At 38.2% G+C, this 19,332-nt stretch carries 12 protein-coding genes; 8 read left to right on the top strand and 4 right to left on the bottom strand.

Translation table 11 applies throughout. The annotated features are described in order from the left end of the window. Nucleotides 1-10: 10 nt before the first annotated feature. Nucleotides 11-3,160 carry a DEAD/DEAH box helicase gene (locus tag ACAN55_RS16875; protein ID WP_379135244.1) on the bottom strand — a complete coding sequence of 1,050 codons (3,150 nt, stop codon included), beginning with the start codon at nt 3,158-3,160 and terminating at the stop codon, nt 11-13. A 40-nt stretch (nt 3,161-3,200) separates the two neighbouring features. Beyond that, entirely contained in the window at nt 3,201-3,842 is a 642-nt protein-coding gene (locus tag ACAN55_RS16870; RefSeq protein ID WP_379135239.1) for a DUF1643 domain-containing protein, read from the bottom strand. A 312-nt stretch (nt 3,843-4,154) separates the two neighbouring features. On the opposite strand from ACAN55_RS16870, the gene dndB reads away from it, so the two are divergent. From dndB to ACAN55_RS16830, 8 genes are read left to right on the top strand one after another with little or no spacing between them, the layout of a single operon-like run. Continuing rightward, nucleotides 4,155-5,243, top strand: a complete 1,089-nt coding sequence (dndB, locus tag ACAN55_RS16865; RefSeq protein ID WP_379135236.1) for a DNA sulfur modification protein DndB — start codon at nt 4,155-4,157, stop codon at nt 5,241-5,243. Nucleotides 5,244-5,249: 6 nt separating this feature from the next. Then, nucleotides 5,250-6,647, top strand: coding sequence for a DNA phosphorothioation system sulfurtransferase DndC (gene dndC / locus ACAN55_RS16860; RefSeq protein ID WP_379135233.1), 1,398 nt, complete (start codon nt 5,250-5,252; stop codon nt 6,645-6,647). Next, a complete protein-coding gene (gene dndD, locus ACAN55_RS16855; RefSeq protein WP_379135230.1) occupies nt 6,644-8,629 on the top strand; it encodes a DNA sulfur modification protein DndD in 1,986 nt (661 codons plus the stop codon). The genes dndC and dndD (ACAN55_RS16855) overlap by 4 nt, the downstream gene beginning before the upstream one ends. A gap of 17 nt (nt 8,630-8,646) precedes the next feature. After that, entirely contained in the window at nt 8,647-9,036 is a 390-nt protein-coding gene (gene dndE / locus ACAN55_RS16850) for a DNA sulfur modification protein DndE (protein ID WP_379135227.1), read from the top strand. After that, complete coding sequence (locus ACAN55_RS16845; RefSeq protein WP_379135225.1) at nt 9,033-10,175, top strand: cysteine desulfurase family protein; 1,143 nt, start codon at nt 9,033-9,035, stop codon at nt 10,173-10,175. The genes dndE and ACAN55_RS16845 overlap by 4 nt, the downstream gene beginning before the upstream one ends. Nucleotides 10,176-10,192: 17 nt before the next feature. After that, entirely contained in the window at nt 10,193-10,387 is a 195-nt protein-coding gene (locus ACAN55_RS16840; protein WP_379135221.1) for a DNA modification system-associated small protein, read from the top strand. Between the two features lie 3 nt (nt 10,388-10,390). Further along, entirely contained in the window at nt 10,391-12,403 is a 2,013-nt protein-coding gene (gene dndD / locus ACAN55_RS16835; RefSeq protein ID WP_379135219.1) for a DNA sulfur modification protein DndD, read from the top strand. 7 nt (nt 12,404-12,410) lie between these two features. Next, nucleotides 12,411-12,779 (top strand): hypothetical protein, encoded by a 369-nt coding sequence (locus ACAN55_RS16830; RefSeq protein ID WP_379135216.1) that lies wholly within the window; start codon nt 12,411-12,413, stop codon nt 12,777-12,779. A gap of 43 nt (nt 12,780-12,822) precedes the next feature. Here the strand turns inward: ACAN55_RS16830 and dptH are convergent, their stop codons facing one another. Both dptH and dptG read right to left on the bottom strand, forming a co-directional pair. Then, the gene (gene dptH / locus ACAN55_RS16825) at nt 12,823-18,009 is read right to left on the bottom strand and encodes a DNA phosphorothioation-dependent restriction protein DptH (RefSeq protein WP_379135214.1); all 5,187 of its coding nucleotides are present in this window, start codon (nt 18,007-18,009) and stop codon (nt 12,823-12,825) included. Next, nucleotides 17,957-19,330 carry a DNA phosphorothioation-dependent restriction protein DptG gene (gene dptG, locus ACAN55_RS16820; RefSeq protein ID WP_379135211.1) on the bottom strand — a complete coding sequence of 458 codons (1,374 nt, stop codon included), beginning with the start codon at nt 19,328-19,330 and terminating at the stop codon, nt 17,957-17,959. The genes dptH and dptG overlap by 53 nt, the downstream gene beginning before the upstream one ends. Between the last annotated feature and the right edge of the window lie 2 nt (nt 19,331-19,332).

The following is a 19,332-nucleotide window of genomic DNA, read 5'->3' as shown; positions in this document are numbered from 1 at the left end:
AGCAAAGTTATTAACCTATTACTTTATTCGCTACTGGCACCAATGCCGGAGGCATTTCATCCTTTAGTCTCCACACAAAACTGATAGGCTTATTCCCTTCATGCTTAACGTACTCCGCTTCACCTAGGAAAATAAAAGGAGAGGTATAGTTATTCTCTTCTTTGTATTCACGAACAAACAAAGCAATTCGATTACCCATCTTTTTATGGTGGATGTACCGCTGAGCAGTTTTGGACTCTTCCGAGGTTCGGCTCTGGGTCTGCCAGTGAAACAATCGTTCATTGATGGCATAGTCTTCATAAAGAGTCGAAGGCGAGAAGTCCTTATCCGACTTGTTCAGCGTAATGAAAAAGATATCTGTCTTTTTCTCCTCAAAATACTTTACACCTTCCCGGAAACTCGGAGCCTTCTCTTCATTCCAATATTCAAATGCCGCAAGCACTTGATCCATAGAGTATTTGCAGTGAATATCTAAAGGACAGACATAAGGGAATTCGTTCCTTTTATCCACAAAGTCGATATTATTCAGGTTATATTTGAAGATTTCAATTACTTCCTCCCGGAAGGCCTCGCACGTAAAGGTAGACTCAAGAGCATGCTGGACATTCAAGAACCGATTATTTTGAGGCTCAGAACGATAAAAGGTATAGTAAAGTACATTCAGCATTAGCTGCTCTTCTTCTGTTTGAGGACTTACCTCTTCCTCCAAATAGCTAAGTAGAAACTTTAGTAGTCTCTGTGAGTTTATACTTAGCAATGCCGGAATACGTTTGGTTAAATAGTCAGCATTATCCCAAGTATACGGCTCAATCACTTCTGCTTCTACTTTAAGCCCCTGCAACGAGCGGTTTCCTGTTCTACCTCCATAAAACTCATAGAGGCTCATCCCGTGATACTTAACGAAATTCTCCAGAGTAAGCTTCAAACCGGTATCGGCTTCAAAATATTTGATTTTGCGCACCAGACTTCGTCGATTCGTGGTTAGCTGTTTTAAGTTACGAAGAATATAGTCCCTAGCCTGCTTCTCAAGCTGAATGAAGCTACCCCGCGGCAAATTAGCAAACCCGTTATCCACATAGTGCTGCACCGAGTGTTTGGTTTTACCGATCAGCGCACGAAACTTATCCTGGAAGTTATACTCCTGATGGGCTTGTCCAATGAAATCAAGAACCGTTAGGCACTCTTTCCCCTCGTACAGACGTAGTCCACGCCCCAACTGTTGTAGAAATACCGTTAAACTCTCTGTAGGACGAAGGAAAAGAATCGTGTTCACCGCTGGAATATCAATCCCTTCGTTATACAAATCAACAACAAAGATTATCTGAATCTCACCTTGTTCGAGACGCTGCTTAGCAGTAAGGCGTTCCGCATCACTAGAATTACCATGAAGGGCAAGCGACGGTATCCCTGCTTCAATGAAGATATTGGCCATATAAAGCGCATGTTCCACTCCAACGCAGAATCCCAGACCCTTAACTTGATCCATATCCGTAACATACTTTCTCATGCTATTTAGAACCTGCATAGCCCTTATTTTATCGTGGGTGTAGAGATTCTCTAGTTCAAAGAGATCATATCCTCGTCTGGACCATTTCACCTTCGTAAGGTCAACGGAGTCTGTTACTCCAAAATAGTGAAACGGGCTAAGCAACTTGCGATCAATAGCATCCGTCAGCCGAATTTCCGCTGCGACTCGATCATCAAAATATTGAAGTACATTCTTCCCATCCATGCGCTCCGGAGTCGCTGTAAGACCCATAAGTATTTGCGGAGTATAGTAAGTAAGCAATTTTTGATAAGACGGTGCAGCTGCATGATGAAATTCGTCCACAACAATATAATCATAAAAATCTGGAGTCGTCATTTCCGTTAAGCCCATGGAATTTAAACTCTGAATACTGATAAACAGATGATCAACGGACTGAGCTTGATGACTACCGACATGTAGCTCCCCAAAATTCAGATCTTTTACAATAAAGCGAAAAGTATCTCTACTCTGCTTTAAAATTTCTTCCCGGTGAGCAACGAACAGTAATCTCGCTCTCTGATGCTTCTGGGCAAACTGCTTATAATCAAATGCAGAAATCACAGTTTTGCCAACGCCTGTAGCAGCTACGACCAAATTTTTAGTTCGTCCAAAAAGAGTTCGCTGCGCTTCCAGCTTTTCAAGAATTTCTTTCTGATAGTCATAGGGTGTGATCTCAAAAGGAAAATACAATGCTTCCGTATTGTTGAGTTTACTTTTTCGAAGGGCTTGCTGGAGGAGCATCTCATGTTCGGGATCGGATAGCAAAAAGCTTTTAAACTCCTGAGCGTTCCAATAGCTTTCAAATGTAGCTTCCACTTTTTGAAGTACATCAAAGGAGTCTTTCTCTGTTACCTTCAGATTCCATTCCAGTCCACTAGTTAATGCTGGATTAGAGAGATTAGATGAGCCAATATATGCAGTAGTAAATCCAGTATCACGCTTAAACACATATGCTTTAGCGTGAAGCCGGGTTCGCTCTGTGTCATAGGAAACTTTGATTTCTGTGTTGGGCAATTTACCGAGCTCCATGACCGCCTTATAGTCCGTTGCTTCCATATAGGTCGTGGTAATGACTCTTAGCTGACCACCATTTGAAGTGAATTGCTCCAGTGAATCCATCAGAAATCGCAAGCCACTCCATTTAATGAAAGAAACCAAGAAATCAATTCGATCAGACGTTAGGATCTCTTGTTTCAGTTCATGCAGCATACTTGGTTCAGAATGCGCCCCTGTGAACAAAGAACTCTGAGACAAAGGAGTAGCTGGACGAGCCACTTTCTCATTCTTGAATGCACGAATATGATTGATTTTAGAGAAAATATGAGTCAGTACTTCTCCCTGTTCATCCAGTTGCAATTCTTTATATTCTTCTGGACCCATTGCATCCCGTAAAGTCGCTATGATGTCATTACATATCCGTATTTGAGCCACTACAGCTTCCTTATCATCACTGGCTTCCCTTACTACCTTTAAGGCCCTGCGAGTCACAGTTGCTAAGTATGAGGTCAGTAGTTTCCTAGCCTCTTCTGCATCAAGCGGCTCTTTACCGATATCGTAAACGCCGGGATCCAGAGATTCCAGTTGTTGACGGGTGATGTTGTTGATAATTTGCTCGTAAATGCCTTGTTTCATGGATAGGACCTCAAGTCTATGGAAGGTGGTTAACATAAATTTAATGGGCCATGAGATGGTTAGACAATAACGGAACGATGTAATTCCGGTATTCATCAGACTGATTTTTCATTTGGGGCTTGAAATGCCACACATGATGATCTTTTGAGTTATCATTTCGGAAACGTGCTAATACAGGAGTACCTGCCAAAGCTAGATACTGCCTCACTGATTTTTTCCGGAGATTAAGCTCACTATGACTGTGCTGAGACCAACCCAACCATACACAGCTATACTGGCTAAATATGATATCCCGTTTAAAGTCCGTTTCTAACAATGGTAAAATATGAGGATCAAGCTTCAGCTTACTGTATTCCTGCAGTGCATTATCTATATTTCCATTGCGTAGATTGAACAGGTTTAGTATATGTAAATTTCCGCTGAAAGCGGGAACAGCTTCTTCTATTATATTCACAATCTGTTTCATGGTTGGGTCAAGAGCAATATCTCCCGTTACGCTTCGCATTTCTTGCTCAAGAAAAGAAGCCCACTCATGTTTATGGAGTAGCTGACAAGAACCCGGGTTAAGGCCAATCAGTAGCAGCCGCTGTCCATTTCCTTCTCGGAAACGAAGTTCAGCTTTTGTACGAAAGACTAAAGCACCACTTCGAATGAACGTACCTTGTGCTTGTATATGATTCATATATATCACCCTCCTTTTTCTCTTAGGTAAAATTTATGATTTTCATTCTTCATTTATTTCAACATAAGGAACTAAATCCCTTTATTTAGAGAACTCGGGCTTCCCTGTTCCAAGTCCTCATAAAAATTGATTTCTTTAATACAGAAATGCGCCAAGTATGGTTGGTATAAATTAATAAACAATAATAATTTAAGATCCAGAAGTATATGCTGAAACAAGTAAAAAACTCTATCTACTTACAATCTAGTACTTGTAGAATTATTACATATCTTTTATAATAAACACAAATTACGTACGTAATCGGAGGTTTCTATGGAACAAACATTTAGTTATAACTTCCCAGCTATTAGAGGTGTACAAGCAGGTAATGAATATTTTGTTGCCATGTGTCCTCTAAAGTTAATCCCAAGAATTTTTTTGTTTGATGAAGAAGAAATTCCGCCTGAGCATCGTGCTCAGCGTTCTCTTAACAAAGCTAGGATTCCGGAAATTTGCAATTACATTTTAAATAATCCTAAGGATTATGCCTTCTCTTCACTGACTTCATCCGTTGACGGCGAAATGGAATTTGTCCCATTCTCCGATGACCTCCAAGTTAAGGATATAGGGAGGTTATCCATCTCTCTTGATGCCCGTTTTCTCATTAATGACGGTCAGCATCGAAGAGCAGCTATTGAAGAAGCACTAAAGATTGCTCCTGAACTTGGAACGGAGACTATCTCCGTCGTCTTTTTCCAAGATACAGGGTTACTCAAGAGCCAACAATTATTCGCTGATCTAAATCGCCATGCAGTTAATACAACATCTTCTCTAGGAATCCTTTATGAGCATCGGGATCAGTTGGCCAACATCACCAAAACATTAATATCTCAAATCCCCTTACTAGAACGTTATACTGACCGAGAAAAACAATCTCTCGCCAAGCATTCTCCCAAACTGTTTGCTTTAAGCAATCTATTCCAGACCAACAGCAGGATATTAAACAAAAAGCGAGGAGAATTCATCTCAGAACCCGAACAAATCTTCCTAGAAGAATTTTGGAAAGAACTCTGCCACTCTATGACGGAGTGGCAACTCGTAATGAAAAAGCTGCTTTCGCCGTCCGATCTTAGATCCAATTACATAAATACTCATGGAGTATTTCTTGAAGCAATCGGTATTGTAGGTAATTATTTATTTACGTTCCATCCTACTGACTGGCGTGAGTTTTTGACCAAACTGTCAGCAGTAGACTGGCATCGAAGCAACAAGGTCTGGTTAGGACGAGCCTTCGGGACTACAGGCAGAATCAATAAGAATAACGAGACGATTCAACTGACCGCAAACCAAATTAAATTTAGTATAGGACTTTCTTTAACCGAACAAGAGACCTTGCTAGAAGAAAAAATAAAGATAGGATGATACCTTATGTTATTTGGACTCTTAGATCAGTCTAATCGTATAGATAAGAAAATCAAAGACATCCAGGACGTATACCTAGCCGATGACCGGCCTTGGGTTGTTGGTTACAGTGGTGGCAAGGATTCCTCTGTTGTCGTTCAACTTGTTTTTGAAGCTTTAAGCCGCCTTCAACCTGAACAGCGCCATAAAAAAGTATTTGTGATTTCTTCGGATACGCTCGTTGAAACACCTTTGATTATCTCTTCCATTAACAGAACTCTACTCCAAATTCAAAATTTAGCCCTAGAAACAGGGATACCCATTGAAACTCACAAAGTGAAACCCACGGCAGAGAAGACTTTTTGGTCCTCTCTGATCGGCAAAGGTTACCCCTCCCCTCGTCAGAAGTTTCGCTGGTGTACAGATCGTATGAAAATTGATCCGGCAAATAAGTTTATTCTCGATAAAGTATCTCAGTTCGGCGAAGTCATCATGGTACTTGGAGTAAGAGATTCAGAAAGTTCAAGCCGTGCTCAAGTTATGGAATCTCACACCATCGATGGAAAAACTCTTATGAGGCATTCTTCTTTGGCTAATGCATATGTCTATGCACCGATTAGGGACTTTACTTTAGATGACGTTTGGACTTTTCTTTTGAGCAATAATGGTACAACTCCTTGGGGGGCAGATAATAATGAACTTCATGCTTTATACCAAAACTCTAGCAGCGGTGAATGTCCATTAATTGTAGATAAAGAGATCAAGGAAAGTGCTGGTTCCTGTGGTAATAGCCGTTTTGGCTGCTGGGTATGCACAGTGGTTAAAGAAGATAAGGCCCTTGTAGGCTTTATTGAAAGTGGCGAGACCTGGCTTACCCCGCTTCTAAAATTTCGTAACTGGCTGTCGGATATCCGTGAAAATCGTGACTATCGGGAAAAACATCGTATGAACGGTTCCATTTATTTTGTGGGAGAAGGTGAGGACAAGGAGCTAGGTCTAGGACCGTTCACTCTAAAAGCTCGCCAAATGATATTAAGAGAGCTCCTTGAAACACAAAAGGTCGTAGCTAATCCGTACGACCCGGACTACAAACTTATCCAGGATGACGAATTGCGTATTATCCGCAAGTACTGGCTAGAGGACGGAGACTGGGATGATTCTCTCCCTACCATTTATCAAGAAGTATTTGGAGAAGACTTGGATTGGGAATTTAATGACCGTCCCCTCTTTGAACCAGAACAAATTACTGATTTGGAATTGCTTTGCAATCAGTATAACGTTGATATGGAACTGATGAAGAAACTGATTGGAATTGAAAAAAATCACTTGGGATTCAAAGTTCGAAGAGGTCTTCTGCAAGACTTCAATCGCGTTCTAAGTCAAGACAAATTACATTTCGGACAAGTTGAAGGTTATAAACTATGAAATTTATACGTCTCAGAATTACTAACATAGGTGCCTTTCATGGCAGTTACGATTTTGATTTAAGAACAGAACGTGGTCAACGAAATGTCGTCCTTTTTGGAGGGAAAAACGGATCTGGAAAAACCACTATTTTAGAGAGTGTCAAACTTGCCCTATTCGGCGCGCTTGCTTATGGTTATAAATCCGAATCCTTACCTTATTACGACAAAGTACAAGCCAAATTAAATAATATAGCAAAAAAGAACCGCGAAAATCGTTACCAAATCATACTGGATGTTGAGATTGTGGAGGATTTTAAAAAAAATCTGTATACGATCCGCAGAAGCTGGTCCTTGAATAAGAACAATCTGAAAGAAGACTTCACAGTACTTCGGAATCGTGTGGAACTCTCCCAAATAGATCGGGAATTATTCCACAATAAACTGCGTGAAAATACTCCGCCTCAGCTGATGGATCTATGTTTGTTTGACGGAGAAAAAATATCGCATATTATTTCCGATGAAATCTTATCAGACTATTTGCGGGAAACAGCCAAGGTCATGTTTAATTTGGATTTGTTTGAGAATCTCGAATCTGATCTTCATACGTATCTAAAACAGGAGAACATTCAGAATAGCCTATCTGAAGACCAACAGGAGTTAATTGAACTTAACTCCCATCATGACACCTTACAGATACAAAAAGAAAATATGGCGAACGAGCTGGAAGAGCTGGAAAAGCAGTTGGAGGAAAAAACTGCATTTGTTAACGAGCTACTCCGAAATTATGAAATACATGGCGGGTTAATGAAAGAACAAAGAGAAACTCTGCTTCGAAAAAATAATGAAATCGAACAAAATCGCAAAAATCTAATGGATGCGACAAGAGAAGACATTTCTTCACTGCTTCCATTTGCTCTTGTGAAGGGTCAGCTTGCCAATATTCAAAAGCAAATGCAGGATGAAATCAAACACGAACTCATTAACAATATTGATACCTTATTCCAGGCAGATGGATTTCAATATATTTTGAATCAAATGCAGCAAAAAGGTAATATTGCCATAACTAGTCCGCAAACCGCCCAGCAGCTCCGAGAAGAAATTGTTAAGTTTCTTTCCCAAAAGTTGCCTAAGCCGGTTCATCGCGCTTCTTTTGAACAAAAAGCTGAAATACAATCGATCTGTAATCAAATTAAGGAATTCAATCCCACTTCTCTCGTGGACAATTTCAAAAAGAATACGGATCTTATTAAACAAAGCCAGAACTTACGAAAAAAACTCACTGAAAATGACAATACTAGCGAGTTGCATGAATTACTTAGAAACATTACCGATACACAGTCAGGTATTGCCTCTCTTGAACATAATAAAATTCAAAAACAAACTATACTTGCCGATTTAGAGGAAGAACTTCTCGAACTACGCCGGTTGCTGAGCGTTGCTAAAGAAAAACAGATGAAAAATAAAAAATCCGAAAACATATTTGCTGTCTCAACTCGATTAGCCGAGGTCAGTAGACATTTCCGAAGAATTCAGCTTACTAAAAAACTCCAAGAAGTTGAAATCGAAGCTGCCAAAATGCTCCGTCTTTTGTTCCGCAAAGAACTTTTTGTCGTACGGCTATGGATCCATCCGGAAACATTTCAATTGAGACTTTACAATTCATTAAATGAAGAAATTTTAAAAGGCAATCTTTCAGCCGGAGAAACACAAATACTTTTACTCTCTACCATTTGGGCAATGGCCAAAAGCTCCAACCGCAGATTACCTTTTATCTTTGACACTTTGTTGGGACGCTTGGATCAGACTCATAAAAAAAGTATCATAGAGAATTTCATCCCAAGGTGCGGAGATCAAGTTATTATCCTTTCAACAGACTCTGAAGTGGATGAAGAACATTATAAATTAATTAATCGCGCTGTTTCCAAAGAATATGTGCTGGACTTTAACACGGAAGATTCCAATGTTCATGTACATAACCACTACTTTCAATTTCAACGTTAAAGAAGGTATCCATAACTATGCAGTTTCGTTTACGAACTTCCAAAGCAACAGCTGACCGGTTGAAACTTTTGCAAAACAGTACGGGATTGACACCGAATATTTTATCCCGAATATCAGTATCCTTATCTCTCCGTGAGTCTAATATGCTAACCTTTACAGGTGTCAAAGATCAAGGCGGCTTAGAGTTCAATCGCAACACCCTTACCGGTGCATACGATTATATATTTAAAGCACTTATAACCCAGTATGAAGGGCGAGAAATAACGGATGAAGAATACTTTCCCGATCTATTTTATGCTCATCTCGAACGGGGTTCGAAGCTGCTGGAGAATGAATATCAATATGCGGGAAATTATCAGAAACTGATCTTTAATCTCGTAGAAAAAACTAGGGGGAGTTTATCGTGATCTATTTTGATAATGCTGCTACAACTCCTATAGACCCAGCGGTAAGGGAAGCTATGCTTCCCTTTCTTCATCTTCAGTTTGGAAATCCCTCAAGCAAATATTACTCCATAGCTGAAAAAGCAAAGATTGCTGTTAATGAAGCGCGAAGCCGTATTGCTGAGCTGTTAGGCTGTGAGCCGGAAGAAGTTATATTTACAAGTGGCTCTACGGAGAGTAACAACATGATTCTAAAAGGCCTCTCTGACGAGTATTGGGGTTCCGGAAAGCAGATTATTACTAGTAAAGCAGAACATTCCTCTATACTAGAAACAGCTGACTACCTGCAATCCAAAGGGCTTATCGTTATAAAAGTTGAGGTTGATTCATTTGGTAAAGTAAATCTTAATGATCTTGAAGAATTACTGCATTCTCATAAAAATAATTTACTATTAATCAGTTTGATATGGGGTAATAATGAGTTAGGCTCTATAAATAATATTCATGCCATTTCTACTCTTTGCAACAATTACTCTGTAGCTTTCCATACAGATGCTACTCAAGTTACGGGGAAGCTTCCTATTAATCTCTCTAGTATGCCCATTGATTTCTTATCCCTTTCTTCTCATAAAATTTACGGTCCAAAAGGTATAGGAGCTGCTGTGATCAAGAAAAATTCACTGGGAATTCGGACCCATATTACACCTTTGATTCATGGTGGGGGACAAGAATTCGGATATCGCAGTGGAACCTTGAATGTCCCCGCTATCGTAGGATTCGGAAAAGCAGCTGAAATCGCCAAAAGGGATATGGAGATGAATATTCGTCACTTAGAAACACTGGATGAATATTTTTCTAATAAAATTAAGGATAAATTCGACGATATTCTTCAATTTAATTCTCCACTTTCCGGAAAATTACCTGGTATACTAAATATTAGATTCAAGGGAGTTCATAATGAACTTTTAATTAAAAAGATAGCTGAAGATATTGCTATTTCGAGCGGATCTGCTTGCAGCAGTAGTAAACCTTCTCACGTCCTGCAAAGCATCGGTTGTAGCTTGGATGAAATTCGTTCATCACTGAGAATCTCCTTTTCAAAATTCAATACTCTCGAAGAAATTGACCAGTTCATTGGACTCTTAAGTGGAGATCATACTTAAACTATGCAGGTGAAAATATGAAAAAAATGAAAGATAAAGAACTACAACTGCTCTCTAAACTATGTAGGGAACATAACCTTCCCATGAAAATGGTTAATGAACTGCTTAAATCCGCAAACAAGTTTTCTTACGAAAATACAACTGATGCGGTAAGACTTAAAGACTATACTGGATTAATTGATTTTTATTCCAAGGATATCAAAGGTGAGTAGACGATGATCTTAAAAAAACTGCATTTGCAAAACTACAAAACCTATTACGGCCAACAAGAGCTCAACTTTGATATCCCCAAAGATGTTAGGGAAAAAGGACAACAAAATATTATTCTAGTCGGTGGCCTTAATGGTGCCGGTAAGACAACAATTCTTAAAGCCATTCATTATGCTCTATTCGGTGAACGAGGAATGTCGCCTACAGAACACAAAAGACAATTCTCCAATGTACTCAATAATACTTTTTTTGAAGAAGGGGGACGAGAATGCTCTATACGTCTAACCCTTGAGTTGGATGCAACAGAAGAATGGGAACTCATTGTTAAGTGGACTTTCAATCATAACAAGGTACTCGTTCATGAAAATCGTGAGATCACCGTCAAAAAACCTGGAATGATGGGCGGAAAAAAGGCAAATGTAGAAAATATAAATGCCTATTACCGCTATATAGATAGAATGATTCCTTACCATTCAGCTCCTTTTTTCATATTTGATGGTGAGGAAATAAAAGATATTATTCTTCGTCAGAACAGTCAAGAAATGAAAGAAGCCATACATAAAATCAGTGGAATTGAAGCCTACAAGCAACTTATCAAAGATTTAGATAAATTAAAAACATCCGTAGTTGCAGAGATTTCCAAAGCTGAAAATCAGTCTGCAGTATCGAACTATATAAATAAGTTAGAGGATATCGAAGCCGAAATAAGCGTTCTGGAACAAAAAAGAGAATCCAATTTGCAAGATCGCACACAGTTGAATCACCTGCTGCAAGAAATTAATATGGAGAGAAATAATAAATTGCTTCTTAATTCGCGCTCTCGTGAAACTATAATTAAAAAGCAAGGCCAGATTTCCGAAAAATTGAATTCCACCTTACGCTCACTTCATTCTTTAATCCAGGAAAAAGCGATCGAGATTATTTTAAGCGAAAAGATCAATTCGCTACAAACCAGATTAAAACAAGAATATGATCAACGCCAGCGAAAACTCCTTCAAGAAGCGAAAATGACTCCTTATTATGCTTTCTTTAATCAGCTTGTTCAGCAGCCTATAACACCACCACTCTCTGATGAACAATTGCTACAGTTACGAGAGGCTGGCGAACTGTTATGGAAGAAAGAGAACAAGTTCCAAGATTCCATTCAAACAACTTCTGAACATCATGATTTAACCACCAGTGATTTTAATTATTTGACATCAATAACAAAATCAAGTAAGTCCAGTGTGGTTCAACTCATTAATCAGCTTGAAGATCATCAACTCTCATTAAGCGCTATCGAGACTGAGTTACGAAACGCGCCTGAGTCAGTGGATCTTCAGAATGAAAACAATAAAATTGATATGCTTACAAAAAAAATAGGTGTAATGGATGCCAAATTTCGTAGTATAAATTCCAAGCTGCAAAATCTCAAAGAAGAAAAGTCAAAACAACAAAATCAGATTACTCGTATGTCCGGAAGTATCATCAATAGTGAGCAGTTTACTCAACGATTAAACGTTATCAATAAACTCGAAAGTATCATAAAGCAGTATGTGCAGGAAATGACACAGCTTAAAGCTGAGTTTATCAAAGAAGAATTCGCTAAAATGCTTCTAACACTGTTCAGAAAGCAGGATGAATTCGGACAAATTGAATTTGATATCCATACTTACGTCATTCGTTTATACAACGATCGGCATCAGGAAATCAGTATCCATGACCGCTCAGCCGGTGAGATGCAAATGATTGCTTCATCACTGATCTGGGCTCTAACCAAAGCTTCTGATCTTTCATTACCAATGGTTATAGATACCCCCTTAGGCCGCCTGGATAGTCAACATCGAAATCATCTGATCCATCATTATTATAAAAATCTTAGTGAACAGGTTATCATTCTCTCTACAGATACGGAAGTCACGCAAGAATACATTTCTTTAATGAAACAGCATTCCTATCGTCAATACCTGCTGGACTATGATCAAAATAAGAAATATACCGTCATTCGAGACGGCTATTTTGACTTTATAAAGGTGTGATTTTCTAATGTCAAATCGAAAAAAAAACTTGTCCGGAACAGGAAAAGAAATACTCGATACACTATGTATTTTTGCTGAAGTGGAGCGTTCACTTGCTCTCAAGCTCGCCCTGGCTAAAGGAATCACTGCAGGTATTTACAATCTGGAAACAGAAAAAGATGACAAACCAAAATGGACAATCCCCGAAGGATTAATTAAAGATAAAGAATATCTGCTCTTCAAACATCTTATTATTCAAGAGCAGCTTAAACCGCTAGATGATGAGCAAATAAGTGATTACATGCTTACTTATATCGAAGCGGGACTTCGAAAATTTCAAACTTTAATGATTGCCCAAAATTCATTAGAAGACTTTAGAATTAAAATGCTGCAATAAAGAAGGAAGAGCGCCTCCAACAATAGGGGCGGCTCTTCCTTCTTTATAATCGGTCTTTAATTGAGGTAATGTTAACCACATTTACAATGGTTGAGGAAAGTGAAGAATCTTCTTTGAGCAATGGACCATTGAAGATGCACTGTCCTTTTTTTAGATTAGATATTTTTTGCTCCATTTTCTTTTTATCCAATTGTTCATTTGCTAAATTACCTGCAACGTACGAGGATTCCTGCTCAGGCTGTGCAAAATATAATTTTTGGGATGAGTTCTGCATTCGTGCCAATTCATCATTTCCAAGCTGTGCTTTTAAGAACTGCGTTGCGAACCAACCAGACCAACCGAACTTACGTCCCTCGGTAAGAATTTTTGTAGAAGGAGCATTCTCACTATGATCCAAATTTTGGGCCTCATCTAATATTAGTGGAATCGGTTTAGTTTTATTTCCATTTCGTACTGAATAATTCCATAAATCCCAAAGAATAAACTCCGTTAGAACCAACTGCACATCTCTTGGATATCCCGTTAATTGTATAATATACACATTTCCATCGCCTTCTAGCACATCACTCCAATTTATTGGATGAATCTCAACGAATGGATTACGGTCAATTAAAGGCCGAATTTGGGATAAAGCTGTTTTAGCATAGCTTGACCCATCCAATTCAAGTGTATCTTTCAATAGCGGCAAAGAGAATCGCTCACCATGACGATCTAAGCCATGCTGAATTGCATCATAAATGGCGTTCAGCTGTTGAATTCCTAGAGACTTGTAAACAGATGCAAAGATACTTTTGACTCGTTCAGCAATATCCGTATTATCCTCTGGAAGGGTGATCCCTCCGATTTCTCGTACATTTCTCCGAAATGGATTCATTGAGAATTTTTCATTAAATACAATCCTTTGGGTAAGCTTAGAGCCTAGATATTGAATAAACTCGGGTTCAAGCTGATTCGGTAAGAATCCTTCTGTATAATCGATAATTATGCTTGAAATTCCTTTTTTAGACAACTCCAACAGTAAACATTGAATCAGATAAGTTTTTCCCTGTCCTGATTTTCCGGAAATTAATAAGTGTCTGTTTGCAAGATCACCATGTCCATACTCCCAATAGATCTCTCGCTCGCTGTTTTCAGCTTTCCCGATCAATACTCTTATTTGTTCCAAAGGCAGCACACTAGTGCTTTTTGTTTGCATTGAGTTGGCACTATTTTCCGTTACCTCTTGAATCTCTTTAATTGGGTTTTCAGTTTCTGCTTTTGATACTGCCGCCTCTATGATCATCTTGTCGATTTCAAAACTTTGATTAATTAAGTTTCCTTCGAATAAATAGGATAACATTTTCTCCTTAATGAAATCATTATCCCGATTCTGAATCCAAATCTTCATGCTTTCCATTGATTTAGTTAAACCATTATACCCATCATCCTCAGGTAAACTCAGGTAGGTAACGCCATCTTCTAAACTGGAACTTCTCAGGTATGCATCCCTCTCAAAAGACAGGACAGCTCCATCACCTATGAATGGAGTGACATCATTAACAATTTCAAAATCATCCTTCAAGAGCTTCTCAACAGTATCAATAGGAATTTGATACCCTTTTCTCTCCGGCCAGAACTTTCCCTGACTAAGCTTTTGAGCATTTGTTATGAATAGCTGAGCGAAAAAATAACGATAAAACATACTCGTAAACGGATGACTCTCAGTAGTTAGAGCTTCAACAATGACTTTTTTCGTCTTCTTTACCTGCTGCTTTGCTTTATTGAGAACCCCACTATTATTCTGTCCTATTTTGACTTCAACTGGATAAAAATGCATTTTAAGTTTTTCAGGATGACTCTCCAATCCAATTAGCAGTAAATCATCGCTGTGTGCTCCGCTAACCCCCAAATTTTTCGCCGTGAAAATCCCCTCAGATTTATTTAGGCTAACCGCACCCGCCACTCTCAAGATCTCTTCCAAGGAAATTGGAACCCACAAAATATTAGCGTGGTAGAAATAGGCCAATGAAAACTTAATGGCTGAGATAATACTAAGCTTTTCCCTTGTATAATGCCCTTTGCTTCCAATAATTCGGAGCAACCATTCACCATTAAATGTATTAAAAGCCTTTACTGTGTTCTTTACGCTTTCGACGTCGGCTTCAACATTTTTCTCATTCAATACATCCCTTATGACTGAATAATATTGCTGAGATTTGTCTGTCACAGTGATTGCATCATATTTCGAACTCGTTGAGTATTGGTCACTATAATGAATAACAACAAGATTCTTGAAATCATTAAAGAATTCAAGATCAATATTAGAATCTATAAACGTAACCCAATAAGACATGTTAAATATACTCTCTAGTGTCGTCTCATCTGCCGTGGTCGTTCTGGAATAAATCGCTTCAGCTTTGTGATAAACATTGCTCCCGGCGTTTTTCAAGTTCGCTGCTAATTCATTTAAGTGATAGGCAGTATTCATAAGGAGATTATTGGTTTCAATTCTATAGCCTTTGGTACCAAATCCACTCCGATAATTTTCCTCCGATTTCATTGCAGGTACAAAAGAATATAACCCCTCCAAAGCTACTCCGGCGATCATCTCATTCATAGGCTGCAAGGCATCTTTTTCTTGAGCCAACATTTTATAGAAGGATATATGTGCATATTTGTAATCATAATTTTCTTCTTGCTTATAATAATTAAGTGTCATACGGATGATTCTTAACAAGTCTTGTGAATCATATTGTTTGGAAGAGAGTTCAATAGCGAATTTTTCTTGAAATTCTTCTGCTGATTCCACTCTTGAGAATTGGTCAAATATACTTTCAGTACCCTTTCCTCTATACAAAGTAAGTTCTACATTTTTCACTTCTTCTAAACCCTTTTTTTCAATGGATTTCAACATCCAATGGATAATACCTCGAAACACCTCAAGGTCATTTTCAATATGAATGAGATTTATTTTTAACGGAGCACGTGAGCCCTCTGCAAATAAATAACCGAAATGCTCTTCAAATTGATATAACTTGTCTTCAATAACTTTGGCAAGGTATTTGTTGGCATCCGATACCGAGACCTGATTAACAGGTTTGTAAATCAACCACTCCATTAGTTTAGTCTGTGGCTCAGGCTTGTAAATCCGCTCTTCTTGGTCCTCATCAAATAGGAAGGGCAACAGCGCATCAGGTCTCAGCCTATTCAGAATATTGGTCTCCACATCTTCTTGTCCCAGCAGGTCATTAAGCTGGAGTTGGTAAGCAACTAACAATGGATGAAACGGAGTCATATAAATACAATTGCTGGATTTTATGACACCAAGTTTAAAGAGGTCTCTGCCACGGGATCCGGCTTCTCTATTTTCTTTAAAGGAATGGATGACTCTAATAAAAGCTTCTAAGTATTCCTTAGCCCGATTTACAAATTCTCCAGAATAATAAGTTAAGCTCGGAATATTCCTGGTCACGTTAAACTGGTTAATAAATCGGCTGTAGGCTTCTCGAAGATCTTCATCTAACTCAAGATTAATTCGGATTAAGTTCCCTGATTCATAAGTTGCCGATTTGTATCCTTCCTCAATCCATTTCAACTCCCACTCGAAAAATTGCCTATAATCATTGTGAGTGTAGAACTCCCGATTTCCGAGCATTAGACGATTATTTATCCATTCAATGCTCTTTTGGTTTTCCCGTTTCAACTTCCATAGTCTCATTCCAGTAATAGGCGTTGATTCAGGAAGCTCGTTTATGAGCTTTAATGGAATACGAGTACCGTTTGGAGTATTTAGATTCAGAGAAAGTGTTTCTTCGTCATTAAAAGCATCTGGCTGTGGCTGAATAATCAGTCTCCACTCTGGAGGAGCTGACACCTCTTGACCATCCTGAATAACTTCAACCGTCATTTCTTCAATGCCTTCACCAAAAATAAGTTGACTTCCTTCATATTGTAGCGTTATGAATTTGTTCCGGGAATCAATTAAATAAGAAGTTCTGTAGGATTCGATAAATTCAGGCTCGATTGGTAGAATCGCAATATTAAATTCCGCCCCAAGTGCCGGCTTTTTGTTGTGCTTATATTCTACTTTGGCAAAAATGCACCTATCAGAGGTTCCATCAATTTCTATTTGTAATGCTGTTCTTGCAGCTCTAACTCTAACCTGAGAACTTTTGGAAAAGATATAGGAATCATGTAAGCCTTTAATCTCTTCACCTTCAAGAGAAAAAACTGCAGATAATTGAATCGAATTTAACCTTCTTGGATTAAATAATATGATATGGCGTTTTCTTGCTCCTGCACTCGTTTCTTTAGCAGGTTTGTTCCAAATCACCAGATTATCTTTTGATATAAAGTCCTTCAGTTCTACCTTGACTTTATTCTTGCTCATTTGCTCCAGATTATATTTAAGAACCTCAGAAAAAGAAACTTCCGTCCAATCTTCCTTTTCTAACTTTTCTCTTCCCTTGGCAGAGAATTTCCTATCCAATTCATCTGGATCAAGTCCAAAATCGTGTATGTTATTTACGAAACTAAAAAAATCACGATTTGATTCAATGCGTTCCTTGAGCTTATTGCCTTTATAGGTATCTAATTCATTGTCCTTGAACAAACCAAGCATCTTATAGTCTTTATCATATATAGAGCCTGCTGTCAGAATTCTGAAAATTTCTTCAAAATCAAAAAATGTAATCTGCTGATACATTTGTTCTTGTAATGTCAATTCCATACGGTCAAGAAGAATAATCTGCTCAACCTTGCTGAGAGTGCTGATTTCAATCTCTTTCTTTAACTGTGCAACCAAAGATTGCGCATGTAAAGGCATGCCTTCTTTCTGAAGATCGCTACTTCCCCCTTGAATGGAATCCAGCTGTGAGGAAACAATACTAAGCAGAGCTGTATTTTCCCAAACTCCATTTTGTTCTCCCACCTGATTTCTCAAAGTAACTAAAAAATCGGGTTTAACTGAATCAGAAGTAGACGCAATAACTAGCTGTATATCATTAAAATCAATAGCAAATGTTGTATACGCTTGTCCTAATTCATGCTGATAAACAAATTGCTTAACATGAGGATGCTTATTGAGGGCCTCTAATAGGTCCTTGACATCACTTGAATGGTCAAGCTGAAGATAATAACGTTCGCCAGGTGATTTAAGTTCCTCCTGAAAAAAGCTAAAAAGTAGCTGTGCTATTTTCTTAAAGAATGGGTTTGACATATTGAGCATCTCCACTGTCACTTTTTTTGTCAAGAATATTCAAACTATCGTATAAATCTATAATAGCTTTCTTAGAGAGGCGGTCAAAGACAACTCCTCTTCTGGCAAACTCATTAAATAGAGAATTAAGGGGCATACGGGTATCCCTCACACAAATTGCAGTCAGTAAGAGCAGCATGGATTGATTCATATTGAACACCTGTCCTAAGCTACTTCGGCTTTTAATAAATGTTTTGCCACCAAAAGCCTGAATGTTCTTGCCGTATCTTTCAGCAGCCTCCCTGTTTACTCCCTTTCTTACTTTTTCAAATAAACCTTTCATTGCCTGATCAATTTCCACTTTCGGTTTATAGTGGTCTTCTTCTTCCGAAGGAAAAATAGAAGAATATTTAGTAATCCAATCATTCAAACTATTAATAAAGATGCTCTTCTCATTATCATCTGTAAATTGTTTATTTAAATCGGGGTAAGTAAGAAATGGCAATTCCCTTTCTTCGATTGATTGCATGCTCAACTGTGATAATGTATGTAAATGGACAAATAATCGATGAAGTTTATCCTTAATACCCTTAAAACCAAGTTCTTCAGTTGATTTTCGTCTCTTACTTAGTGGTTCCCATTCTAGCGCAAAATAAAATTGGGAAGCTTGGGAGAAATCACCTAGTACAAATTGTTCGAACTTATACGAAATTTGGCAAAGGTACATAAATGAATAAAAATGTGTAAGTAATGAAAAATGTGATAGGAAATAATCCCTGTGTTTACTTATAAAAAGAAGATCGTCCTGATAAAGAGCGGATAGGAAGGGCAAAAGGTTTTGATAACTGCCCTTACTTTTATTTTCATGTGATTTGACTTCAAGATTGTTTAAAATCAGCTCCGTTAAGATGTCCTCCGACTGTTTATCTTTGAAAACTGCCACTACTTCACTGTTTTCCCCTACAAGCACATCAGCAATGAATTTGGAGAATTTGCGATAGTTCTCTTTTTCAGGTACTGGTAGAAAGTTGTAAATATAAGGATGGAACACCTTCATATCATGATTAGCTCCAAATAAGAATTGTCTTAAAAATCGTTCCAAATCTAACTGTGCTTCATTCCTAAAATCAATTTGACTAGTCAACTTAGCAATCAGTGGATCTTCAAATTCAATTTCATCTATTTTTTTCTGTTGTTCTTTTATGGTATGTTTACAAAACTGTCTCACATACTCTCCCATTAAGTCATTAAAATCATCTTTAAGTTCTCTGCCCAAAGTAGTGACAAACGGCAATATATTTCTTACTTGACCTGGTGTTTCATGCTTTTTCTTATATGCTTTTTCCAGCTCACTGAGATTCATTTCTATAGCCACAT

Source organism: Paenibacillus oryziterrae (genome assembly GCF_042610485.1).
In the GTDB taxonomy this organism is placed as follows: Bacteria; Bacillota; Bacilli; order Paenibacillales; family Paenibacillaceae; genus Paenibacillus_AQ.
The sequence above is the reverse complement of the archived record's forward strand: the minus strand, read 5'-3'. Positions and strand labels throughout refer to the sequence as shown.